Annotated in this window: 13 protein-coding genes; all 13 read left to right on the forward strand. The window is 70.5% G+C overall.

Going from position 1 to position 11,047, the window contains the following annotated elements; genetic code table 11:
- The first annotated feature begins 63 nt into the window (after window positions 1–63).
- The 13 genes from ABZX61_RS50995 (at window position 64) to ABZX61_RS51055 (ending at window position 11,042) form a co-directional block, all read left to right on the forward strand.
- Complete coding sequence (locus ABZX61_RS50995) at window positions 64–429, forward strand: MmcQ/YjbR family DNA-binding protein (RefSeq protein WP_355206619.1); 366 nt, start codon at window positions 64–66, stop codon at window positions 427–429.
- 35 nt (window positions 430–464) lie between these two features.
- Window positions 465–986 (forward strand): GNAT family protein, encoded by a 522-nt coding sequence (locus ABZX61_RS51000; protein WP_355206622.1) that lies wholly within the window; start codon window positions 465–467, stop codon window positions 984–986.
- A gap of 241 nt (window positions 987–1,227) precedes the next feature.
- A complete protein-coding gene (locus ABZX61_RS51005) occupies window positions 1,228–1,605 on the forward strand; it encodes a hypothetical protein (RefSeq protein WP_355206624.1) in 378 nt (125 codons plus the stop codon).
- A 19-nt stretch (window positions 1,606–1,624) separates the two neighbouring features.
- Window positions 1,625–2,515 carry an EamA family transporter gene (locus tag ABZX61_RS51010; protein ID WP_355206626.1) on the forward strand — a complete coding sequence of 297 codons (891 nt, stop codon included), beginning with the start codon at window positions 1,625–1,627 and terminating at the stop codon, window positions 2,513–2,515.
- Complete coding sequence (locus ABZX61_RS51015) at window positions 2,512–3,135, forward strand: GntR family transcriptional regulator (RefSeq protein ID WP_355206629.1); 624 nt, start codon at window positions 2,512–2,514, stop codon at window positions 3,133–3,135. The genes ABZX61_RS51010 and ABZX61_RS51015 overlap by 4 nt, the downstream gene beginning before the upstream one ends.
- 68 nt (window positions 3,136–3,203) lie before the next feature.
- Window positions 3,204–3,560 carry a hypothetical protein gene (locus tag ABZX61_RS51020; protein ID WP_350733499.1) on the forward strand — a complete coding sequence of 119 codons (357 nt, stop codon included), beginning with the start codon at window positions 3,204–3,206 and terminating at the stop codon, window positions 3,558–3,560.
- Window positions 3,561–3,829: 269 nt separating this feature from the next.
- Window positions 3,830–5,284: a sugar transferase gene (locus ABZX61_RS51025; protein ID WP_355206631.1), complete on the forward strand. Its 1,455-nt coding sequence runs from the start codon at window positions 3,830–3,832 to the stop codon at window positions 5,282–5,284.
- A 2-nt stretch (window positions 5,285–5,286) separates the two neighbouring features.
- Window positions 5,287–6,354, forward strand: coding sequence for a glucose-1-phosphate thymidylyltransferase (locus tag ABZX61_RS51030; protein WP_355206634.1), 1,068 nt, complete (start codon window positions 5,287–5,289; stop codon window positions 6,352–6,354).
- A complete protein-coding gene (gene rfbB, locus ABZX61_RS51035) occupies window positions 6,351–7,277 on the forward strand; it encodes a dTDP-glucose 4,6-dehydratase (protein WP_350733504.1) in 927 nt (308 codons plus the stop codon). The genes ABZX61_RS51030 and rfbB overlap by 4 nt, the downstream gene beginning before the upstream one ends.
- A 25-nt stretch (window positions 7,278–7,302) precedes the next feature.
- Window positions 7,303–8,154 (forward strand): dTDP-4-dehydrorhamnose reductase, encoded by an 852-nt coding sequence (rfbD, locus tag ABZX61_RS51040; protein ID WP_355206637.1) that lies wholly within the window; start codon window positions 7,303–7,305, stop codon window positions 8,152–8,154.
- A complete protein-coding gene (locus tag ABZX61_RS51045; RefSeq protein ID WP_355206640.1) occupies window positions 8,139–9,098 on the forward strand; it encodes an endonuclease/exonuclease/phosphatase family protein in 960 nt (319 codons plus the stop codon). The genes rfbD and ABZX61_RS51045 overlap by 16 nt, the downstream gene beginning before the upstream one ends.
- Before the next feature lie 52 nt (window positions 9,099–9,150).
- Window positions 9,151–9,930, forward strand: coding sequence for a WecB/TagA/CpsF family glycosyltransferase (locus tag ABZX61_RS51050; RefSeq protein WP_355206643.1), 780 nt, complete (start codon window positions 9,151–9,153; stop codon window positions 9,928–9,930).
- Complete coding sequence (locus ABZX61_RS51055) at window positions 9,927–11,042, forward strand: hypothetical protein (RefSeq protein ID WP_355206646.1); 1,116 nt, start codon at window positions 9,927–9,929, stop codon at window positions 11,040–11,042. Before ABZX61_RS51050 ends, ABZX61_RS51055 begins: the two co-directional genes overlap by 4 nt.
- Window positions 11,043–11,047: the final 5 nt, after the last annotated feature.

Below are 11,047 nucleotides of genomic sequence, written 5' to 3' on the forward strand. Positions count from 1 at the left end.
GCGGGAACGCCGCCCTCGGGGCCGCGGTCGGAACTGTCGGTCGGGTTTGGTAGACAGGCGGGCATGGGTGTGAGCGTCGATGAGTTCCTCCAGTTGCTGGACGAGCTGCCCGGGGTCCGCATGAGCCACGGCGGCGAGTGGATCGGCCTCAAGGTCCGCGACAAGGGCTTCGGCTACCTGTGGGAGGCGACCGAGACCGTCGGGCTCAAGGCCACGATCCAGGAGCAGATCGCGCTGGTGGCCGAGCGGCCCGAGGTGTTCGAGGTGCAGTTCACGGCCGGGCGGTTCGGCTGGGTGGTGGTGCACCTCGACAAGATCGACTCTGACGAGCTGTTCGAGCTGGTGGCCGAGGCCTGGTGCCTGACCGCGCCGAAGGCGATGGTGGCCGAGTTCGAGGCCGCGCATCAAATCGGGCAGGGCGCGTTATAGGTGCATTACGGGTAATGTCGGGCATTGTGGGCGCTGTGCACGTTCGGTTGCGGGAGTGGCGCGCGGACGACGCGCCGGTCGTGCTGAGGGCCTTCCGGGCTCCGGACCTGCGGACGCAGGCGCCCTGGCCCGTCGTCACGCTCAAGGACGCCGCCGGGTGGATCACCGCCTGGCAGGGGGTGGGCCACGCGTTCGCCGTCACGGTTGAGGGCTCTGAGGGCGAGCAGGTGGTCGGAAACGTCGCGGTGTCCCGCCTCGACGAGCACGACAACGGCTGGGTGTCCTACTGGGTCCTGCCCGAGGCCAGGGGGCGCGGCATCGCCGCGGCGGCCACCGGGGAGCTGGCCCGGTGGGCGTTCGGCGAGCTGGGGCTCTACCGGCTGGAGCTGGGGCATCGCGTCAACAACCCGGCGTCGTGCCGGGTCGCCACGAAGGCAGGGTTCCGGCCGGAGGGCATCGAACGCGGCAAGCTCCGTCACGACGGCGTCCGCCACGACGTCGAACGTCACGCCCGCCTGGCGACCGACCCCCCGATCACCACCTCCCCGGCCCCGTGATCGACCCGCCGGTCACCACCTCCCCGCCTCCCCGGCCCCATGGCCGACCCGCCGATCGCCGTCTTCCCGCCCCGTGACCGATCTGCCGATCATCGCCTTCCCGTGCCCGTGATCGACCCGCCTCCCCGCCTCCCCGGCCCCGTGATCGACCCGCCGATCGCCGCCTTCCTTGCTGCTCTGTGACCGTCACGCACAGCTGACCCGTTGGCCACGTACCGCCCCGCTGATCTACCCTTTCTTGGTGGACAGCGAGAGCCTGGCCGCAGCCGGTCTCCTGGAAGCCCTGAGCCGGGCGTCAGGGATGCTCGCGGAATTACGTCACCCGTTCGCCAGAAGCGAGCCCTTCTCCTATTTCCTCCCGCCCGCGGGCGCCCGCGTCGGCACCGGTCTCACGCTGCCCGACGGCCGCGAGGTCCGTTTCGAGGTCTCCATCGCCGTCTCCGCCGGCGCCTTCCACATCGAGGGGTCGATCACCGCGGAGGACGAGACGCTGTTCGAGCTCCCGCGCAAGAGCGTGCCGGACATCCACGACGCCCTGGCCGTGCTGGACGACTACGCGGGGGAGGTGGTGGCCCCGGCGGGGCGGCTGATCGACCAGCGACTGGACGAAATTGTCTAATTGTCAGACAATGGCGCGCATGAGAACCGGACCACTCGCCGTTGTCGCTGCCTCCGTGCTCTGGGGCACGGCCGGGACGGCAGGACTGCTCGTCTCCGCCGACTCCGTCGCGCTGGCCGCCGCGCGGCTGGTCATCGGGGGGACGGCGCTCGCGCTCGTGGCCGGCGCCGGCATAAAGAAGGCGATCAGGCCGGGCCTGCTGCTGGCCGCCGTCGCGGTGGCCGCGTATCAGCTCTGCTTCTTCGCCGCCGTCGGCCGCACGGGGGTCGCCATCGGCACCGTGGTGGCGATCGGCAGCGGGCCCGTCTTCACGGGGCTGCTGTCCTGGCTCCTCCACGGTCACCGGCCGAGCGGGCGGTGGGCCGCGGCGACCGCGGCGGCCATCTGCGGGTGCGCCGCGGTCATCGTGGGAGGCGGGGCCGAGGCTGGCGGGCAGACGGTCTCGGGGGTGCTGTTCGCGCTGCTCGGCGGCCTGGTCTACGCCTTCTACGCGGTCATGGCCGCGCGGGCGATCGGCCGCGGGGCCGAGTCCAACGCGGTCATGGGGGTCATGTTCGGCGGCGCGGCACTGATCATGCTGCCCGTCCTGCTGGCGAACGGCGTCGCCTGGATGGGCGAGCCGCGCGGGCTGCTCGCCGTCGTCTACCTGGGCCTCGGCACCACGGCCCTGTCCTATTTCCTGTACGGCAGGGGCCTGCGGACCACGCCGGTGGCCACGGCCGCCACGCTGGCCCTGGCGGAGCCGGCCGTCGCGGCGCTGCTCGGCCTGGTGGTGCTCGGCGAGCGGCTGGCCCCGATCTCGATCGCGGGCCTGGTGCTCCTCGCGCTGAGCCTGGTGGCCGTGGCGATCCCGGAGAAAGTACGCGAGCAAGAGCTTGTGCCGGAAAGGGAGCTAGAGTCGCAGCCGTGACGTTGCCGCTCAGACCCGTCTCCACCGTCGGCGCGCTCGCCGACGCCCTGCGCAGCAGGGTGCTGTCCGGCGAGATCCCGCCCGGCACTCCGCTGCCCGAGCAGGAGATCGCCGCCTCGTACGGCGTCGCCAGGCCGACCGTGCGGGAAGCGCTGGCGAGCCTCGTCCACGAGGGGCTGCTGAGACGCGAGCGCAACCGCAGCGCTTATGTCCCCGAGGTGACGCTTTCGGACCTCGACGATCTCATGTACGTACGCAGGCCGCTCGAAGACCTCATGGCGCAGGCCGTGGCCGGGCAGCGGGTTCCCGGGGCGGAGGCCGCACTGCACCGGATGGCGGCCCTGCCCGCCGACGCGCCCTGGTCGGAGTGCGTGGCCGAGCACATGGCGATGCACCAGGCGCTGATCGAGGCCGTGGGGAGCCCCCGGCTCGAACGGCTCTACGGAGTCCTGGCCGCGGAGACGCGGCTCGGGACGGTGCGGCTCCGGGAGGTCTACACGGACCGGGACATCCTGGTGCGCGAGCATCGCGAGCTGCTCGATGCCATCGCCGACGGCCCGGAGGACGCGGCCAGGGCGGCGGTGGCCGCGCATCTCAGCCACTCGTGGGGCGGTCACTGACGGGGTCAACCGCACCATTGTGTGCGAACCCTTGCGGGACAGCCCCTGAACTCGCAAGAATCGCGCCCATGCACGGCAATCCGATGCCGGACTCCTACGTGTATGTCACGGAAGAGGGCGTCACCCGTCACTACGCGGACGGTAGCGTCGAGGCCCTCGCCTGGGAGGACGTGGTGGAGGTCCGTGTCGTCACCGAAGCCGAAGCCGGGGAGGACGTCCTCTACATCCTGCTTGACCGCGACGGCGACGGTTGTGTCGTGCCGCGTTCGGCCACGGACGCCACCTTCCTGGCGCGGCTGCGCTATCTGCCGGACTTCGACCTCGATCGGCTGGCCCTGGCCGCCGACTCCGCGCGTGACGGGGTTGTGGTCGTCTGGCGCAGTCCTGACCCGCCGTCCGCATTGCCGGATCTGGAGTACGACTAGCGGCTTGATTCGGCGGCAACCTGCCGAAATTCCACCGTAAACCGTACATTTTGCCAGCTAGACCGCTGCACTTATGGATCGTTCCGTCAAGCCCTTCAGCTGCTGAGCCCTCGTCCGATTGTGGACATTGGACGTTATTCCCCGTACCGGAATCGATCTTTACTCTTTAGTGGGGGCCGCCGCCCTTGATTGTGCGTGGGACATGTCAACCCATGTGGTTCAAGGAACGTCCTGTTATCGCGGTGCACAAGAGTTCTCAGGGTGGTGCTATGAGGGTGGGGACTGGGGAGTCCGTTGTCGTGCTCCTCGGGGCCGTGCCACGCCGCGCGTCGAGCATCTGGACGCGCGCGTACCTACGGCTCCTGTTAGGCGGTGATACGACATGCGCACTGCTGGCATGCGTATGTGTGCTGAGCATCAGGCTCATCGCCGGGGTGTTCATACCGTGGGTCGAGTTCATGCTCGGACTCGGCCTGATCGCCGCCTGGCCCGTCGCGCTCATGATGGGCGGCGCGTACCGGCAGCGTGCCAACGGTGAGGGAACGGACGAGTTCAAGGCCGTCTTCAACGGCGGTGTAGGCCTGATGGCGACCGTCGCCATCCTGGCCTACGCGACGCAGACCGCGGTCGCCCGCAGTTTCGTGATGGCGATGCTGCCGCTGGCGCTGCTGTCCACGCTGTACTTCCGCTACCGGATGCGTAAGCGTCTCCACCGGAGGAGAGCGGTGGGCGACTACATGCGTCAGGTGATCGCGGTCGGGCACCGGGAGTCGATTCTCGACCTGGTGATGCAGTTCAGGAGGCAGCCGCACCACGGAATGCAGGTGGTGGGAGCCTGCCTTCCGGACAGCGCGATGGACATCGACCTCGACGGCATCCCCGTGCTCGGCTCCTTCGGCGACGTGGCCACGGTGGTCGAGCGCGTGCAGGCCGACGCCGTGGCCGTGCTGGCCTGCCCGGAGCTGGACGGGGCCGCGCTGCGCCGGCTGGCCTGGAGCCTGGAGACCGCGCGCACCGACCTCTTCGTGGCCCCCGCGCTCATGGACGTGGCCGGGCCGCGCATCAGCATCAGGCCGGTCGCGGGGATGCCGCTCCTGCACCTGGAGCACCCCGAGTTCGACGGCACCAAGCAGGTCGCGAAGACCGTCTTCGACCGCCTGGTCGCCGCCGCCGCCCTGCTGCTTCTGGCGCTGCCGCTACTGGCCATCGCGCTGGTGATCCGCCTCACCAGCCAGGGGCCGGCGCTGTTTCACCAGATCAGGGTCGGCAAAGGCGGCAAAGAGTTCCATGTAGTGAAATTTCGTACGATGGTGGTTGATGCGGAGCGGCTCAAGAGCGCACTTCTGGAAGCGAACGAGTTCGACGGCGTGCTCTTCAAGATTAGGAACGATCCAAGAATCACGCGGGTAGGCGCTTTCCTGCGGAAATACTCGCTCGACGAGCTGCCCCAGCTGCTGAACGTGCTCCGAGGAGAGATGTCCCTGGTCGGCCCTCGCCCGCCGCTGCCGGAGGAGGTGGGCCAGTACGGCGCCGACGTCCGCCGCCGGCTGGTGGTCAAGCCGGGCATGACCGGGCTCTGGCAGGTCAGCGGCCGCTCCAACCTGAGCTGGGAGGAGTCCGTACGCCTCGACCTGCGGTACGTGGAGAACTGGTCGCTCATCCTCGACCTGCAGATCCTCTGGAAGACCTGGTCCGTCGTCACCCGTGGAGAAGGGGCTTACTAGCGGTGAAAGCACTCGTGCTCGCCGGGGGGTCGGGCACACGGCTCCGGCCCATCACGCACACCTCGGCCAAGCAGCTGGTGCCGGTCGCGAACAAGCCGGTCCTCTTCTACGGGCTGGAGGCGATCGCGGCGGCGGGGATCAGGGAGCTCGGCCTGGTGGTCGGCGACACCCAGGCGGAGATCGAGTCCGCCGTGGGGGACGGCTCGGCTTTCGGGCTGCAGGTCACGTACCTGCGGCAGGAGGCCCCGCTCGGGCTCGCGCACGGCGTGCTGATCGCCAGGGAGTTCCTGGGTGACGAGGACTTCGTCATGTACCTGGGTGACAACTTCGTGGTGGGCGGCATCAACGACCTGGTGGACAGGTTCGCCCGCGAGCGGCCCGCCGCCCAGATCATGCTCACCAGGGTCGGCGACCCGCGCCAGTTCGGGGTGGCCGAGCTCGACGCCTCCGGCCGGGTGGTCGGCCTGGAGGAGAAGCCCGCCCGCCCCAAGAGCGACCTGGCGCTGGTCGGCGTCTACCTGTTCAGCCCGGCCGTCCATGAGGCGGTGGCCGAGCTCAAACCGTCGTGGCGGGGCGAGCTGGAGATCACCGACGCGATCCAGTGGCTGATCGAGGCGGGGCTGCGCGTCGAGTCCTCGGTGATCTCCGGCTACTGGAAGGACACCGGCAACGTCACCGACATGCTGGAGGTCAACCGGCTGGTCCTGGAGTCGGTCGAGCCCAGCGTACGCGGGCAGGTGGACGACGCCAGCGAGCTGGTGGGCCGGGTGGTCGTCGCGGAGGGGGCCGTGGTCGAGCGGTCCAGGATCGTCGGCCCGGTGATCATCGGCCACGGCGCGCGGATCCGTGACAGCTACGTCGGCCCCTTCACCTCCATCGGCGCCGACTGCGCCGTCACCGGCAGCGAGATCGAGTATTCGATCGTGCTGCCCAGGGCCTCCATCGCCGGGGTCGGCCGCATCGAGTCGTCGCTGATCGGCCACGACGTCGAGGTCACCCCGGCACCCAACACGCCCAGAGCCCACCGTCTCGTGCTGGGCGATCACAGCAAGGTACAGATCAGTTCATGACCCGGATCCTGGTGACGGGCGGTGCGGGCTTCATCGGCTCGCACTTCGTCCGCAATCTGCACGATGTGTACGTCACGGTGCTGGACAAGCTCACGTATGCCGGCAACCGGGCCAACCTTGAGGGAGTGCGGCACGAGTTCGTGCACGGGGACATCTGCGACGCCGAGCTGCTCAGGAGCGTCGTCCCCGGCCACGACCTCGTGGTGAACTTCGCGGCCGAGTCGCACGTGGACCGTTCGATCGAGGGCGCGGCCGAGTTCATGCGCACCAACGCGCTGGGCACCCAGACCCTCCTCCAGGCGTGCCTGGAGGCCGGGGTGCCGAAGGTGGTCCAGGTGTCGACCGACGAGGTGTACGGGTCGATCGACATCGGCTCGTGGGACGAGGACGCGCCGCTGCGCCCGCGCTCGCCGTACGCGGCGTCGAAGGCCGCCGGCGACCTGATCGCCCGGGCCTACGCGATCACCTACGGCCTGAACGTCTCGATCACCAGGTGCGGCAACAACTACGGGCCGGGACAGTACCCGGAGAAGCTCATCCCGCTGTTCCTGACGAACCTGATGCGCGGCCGGAAGGTCCCCCTGTACGGCGACGGCGGCAACGTCCGCGACTGGATCCACGTCGCGGACCACTGCGCCGGCATCCGGCTGGTGGCCGAGAAGGGGGAGCCGGGCGAGGTCTACAACATCGCGGGCACGGCCGAGCTGACCAACAAGGAGCTGACCGGCCGCCTGCTCCAGGCCTGCGGCAGGGGCTGGGACGCGGTCGAGTACGTCGAGGACCGCAAGGGCCACGACCGCAGGTACTCGATGGACGACGCGAAGCTGCGGGCGCTCGGCTACCGGCCGGAGATCCCGTTCGAGCAGGGGCTGAAGGACACCGTCCGCTGGTACGCCGAGCACCGGGACCGGTGGACCTCGTGATCGATCGGTTGCGCCGGGAGGCGGCATGAGGTGGCTCATCACGGGCGCCGGCGGCATGCTCGCCGCCGACGTCCTGGACAGGGCGGCATTGACGGGGGAGCCGGTGCTCGCGCTCGGCCGGGCCGAGCTGGACCTGCGCGACAGGCGCGCGGTGCGTGACTTCGTGTCCGCCTACCGGCCGAGAGTCGTGATCAACTGCGCCGGTTGGACCGCGGTGGACGACGCCGAGGCAAGCGAGGCAGAGGCGCTGGCGGTCAACGGGCATGCCGTGCGCTGGCTGGCCGAGGCCTGCGACCTGGCGGGTGCGCGGCTGGTGCACGTCTCCACCGACTACGTCTTCGACGGGGACGGCGTGGTGCCGTACGCGGAGGACGCGCCGACAGGGCCGATCAACGCGTACGGGCGGACCAAGCTCGCCGGGGAGTACGCGGCGCTGGAGCACGGGCACTACGTGGTGCGCAGCGCCTGGCTCTACGGTGCGGGCGGCGCGAACTTCGTGTCGACCATGACCCGGCTGGCGGCCGAGCGGCCCACGGTCGATGTGGTCGACGACCAGCACGGCCAGCCGACCTGGGCGGCCGACCTGGCGGACTATCTCGTCCGGCTGGCCCGGTCGGACCTGCCGCCGGGCGTCTACCACGGCACCAGCGCGGGCGAGACCACCTGGTGCGGGTTCGCCAAGGAGATCTTCAGCCTGCTCGGCGCCGACCCGGACCGCGTGCGCCCCGTGACCAGCGAGGCCTTCCCCCGCCCGGCCAAGCGGCCGGCCTACAGCGTGCTCGCGCACACCCGGGGGGAGCCGATCCGGCACTGGCAGGCGGCGCTGCACGCGGCCTGGCCGGTGCTGATGCGTGGACGCCGGTGCAGCGTCGTCTGAGGGACTCGATGCTGTGGCTCATGGTCGCGGGCCTCGCCGGGTGGGCGGGCCTGCGCCTGTGCGGATGGGAGCCGAAGTTCGTCTGGTCCCAGCTCGTGTCGTTCACGCCGTACGCGGCCGTGCTCGCGCTGGTGCCGCTGGGGTTCGCGGTCTTCCTGCGCTCCGGGGCGCTGCTGGCGGCCGCGCTCGTCGTGACCGTCGCCTTCGCGGTCATCGTGCTGCCGCGCGCGATCCCGGAGGGCAACCCGCCCGCCGGCGGCCCGGTGCTGCGGGTGATGGCCGTCAACCTGCTGCACTCTTCCGTGCTGCCGCCCGACCTGGTCGACGCGGTCGAGCGCGAGCGGCCGGACGTGCTGCACCTGCTGGAGTTCACCGACCTGATGCGGCAACGGGTGGAGGAGCTCGGGCTGGGGCGGCTGCTGTCGTACAAGATCGTCCTGCCGGGGGAGGACTCCCAGGGAGCGGCGATCTACTCGCGTTACCCGCTGCGGCCGGGGGACGCGCCGATCGCGGCCCCCGCCTTCGTGGAGAGCCCGCGCCACCTTCCCGCCGTCGTCACCCTGCCGGGCGGGCGGGAGGTGGACCTCGTCGCGGTCCACGCGTGCGCGCCCTCCGAGGGCTGGCGTACGGCGTGCTGGGCGTCGAGCATCCGGGCGCTGCCACCCGCCGGAGGACGCCTGCGGGTGCTGGCCGGAGACTTCAACTCCACCCTGGACCACGCGGTGCTGCGCGACCTGATCGCCACCGGCTACCGGGACGCCGCCGACGTCACCGGCAAGGGGCTGGCCATGACCTGGCCCTATTACCAGCAGCCGCGGTTGTTCCCGAAGGTGGCCATCGATCATGTGCTGGCCGACCCCCGGATCGCGATCCGGAGCTTTCGGACCCTGCGGATGCCCCGGACGGACCATCGCGCGACGCTCACCGAGCTGGTCCTCCCGTGATGTCACGTTTCCGGAGCCGGAACCGATATGTCATGGACACCCAGGGGGATGGATGACGAGGTTGCCGGAGCAGGCCTCCAGGAAGACGATTCTCGGCACCACACTGGACGCCCTCACCATGCGTCAGGTGATCGCGCGGTGCGTGGCGGCGGTCTCGGAGAACAGGAGGCTCACCATCGGCGTGGTGAACGCCGCCAAGGTGGTCAACATGCGTACGGACGCCGCGTTACGGCAGTCCGTGGTCGACAGCGATCTCGTGCTGGCCGACGGGCAGGCGGTGGTCTGGGCGGCGCGGATGCTCGGTCACCGGCTTCCCGAGCGGGTGGCGGGCATCGACCTGTTCACGGAGCTGATGGCCGAGGGGCACCGGCGCGGCTACCGCGCCTATTTCCTCGGCGCGACCGACGAGGTGCTGGCCCGGGTGCTGGCAGAGGTACGGCTGCGCTATCCGGGGCTGGGCATCGCCGGGTCGCGCAACGGATATTTCCCGGTGGAGGACTCGGCCGAGGTCGCCGCCGAGATCGCCGAATCCCAGGCCGACCTGCTGTTCCTCGGCATCACCTCGCCGAAGAAGGAGATCTTTATCCGCGAGTGGGGCGAGAGCACCCGGGCGCGGATCATCCACGGCGTGGGCGGCTCGTTCGACGTGCTGGCCGGGCACACCCGCAGGGCGCCGGTGCGCTGGCAGCGCCTGGGCCTGGAATGGCTCTACCGCATGCTGCAGGAGCCGTTGCGGCTCGGTCCGCGCTACGTGCGGACCAACGGCAGATTCCTGCTCCTGGTGCTCCGGGAGCGGGCCGGTGTCAAACGCAGGATCGAGGAGACGACGTGACGGATCACCGGATCGCTCTGCTGAGCTCCGGACATCAGGACTTCGTGACGGGCATGGTGGACCTGTCCGTGCGCGGGCTGCCGCCGGGCTACGTCGACGGCGAGTTCGTGTTCACCCGCCGCGGCCGCCAGAACGACGACGGGACGTGGACGGCGGCGCCGGAAGGGCGCAGCATCCGTTACTCGGCGATCGTCGCGCTCGGCGTGGGGACCCTGACGGAGCAGCGGCAGCGGGCGGCCCTGGCCGGTGACAGCCTCCTCGACCTGGTGGGCAACCTGATCAAACGGCTGCCGGAGGTGACGGGGGTCGGCGACGCCGCGCTGATCTGCTGGGCGGCCGCCGAGGCCGGGCACACCGATCTGGATCTGGCGCTGAGCCGGCTCGCGGAGCTGGACGCGGGCGGCCCGATCTACACCGTCGAGGCGGCGTGGGCGCTGGCCGCCCTGGTCGCGGCCGGCGTGACCGACGGCCGGGCCGAGCGCGCCCGTGAGCGGCTGCTGGCCGGGCTGGCGGGCAACCGGCTCTACCCGCACGCGCTCGGCAAGGGGGCGCTGGTCCCCCGGTACCGCGCCCACGTCGGCTGCTTCGCCGACCAGGTCTACCCGCTGCAGGCGCTGGCCAGGCTGCACGCCGCCACCGGCGACGCCGAGGCACTGCGCGCGGCCGAGCAGGTGGCGGAGGGCATCTGCCACGCGCAGGGCCCGCAGGGGGAGTGGTGGTGGCACTACGACGCCCGTACCGGGTCGGTGGTCGAGGGCTATCCGGTCTACAGCGTCCATCAGCTGTCGATGGGGCCGATGGCACTGCTCGACCTGGCCGACGCGGGGGGCACCGCCTACGTGGCGGAGATCTCCAAGGGCCTCGACTGGATGATCGAGCGGCCGTCCTTCGTGCTCGAGGAGCTCGCTCTGACGTGGCGCAAGGAGGCCAGGGCGGATCCCCGCAAACTGGTGCGCGGGGTGCGGGCCGTGGCGACGGGGGTGCATCAGGGGATGCGCCTCGGCGTGCTGGACCGGATCTATCCGCCGGTCGCCGTCGATCGGGAGTGCCGGCCGTACGAGCTGGGGTGGTTGCTTTATGCGTGGCTGTCCACTTGTGGACAGCCCTCGTGACTTCT

It is taken from the genome of Nonomuraea sp. NPDC003709, assembly GCF_040610775.1.
Lineage (GTDB): Bacteria > Actinomycetota > Actinomycetes > Streptosporangiales > Streptosporangiaceae > Nonomuraea > Nonomuraea angiospora_A.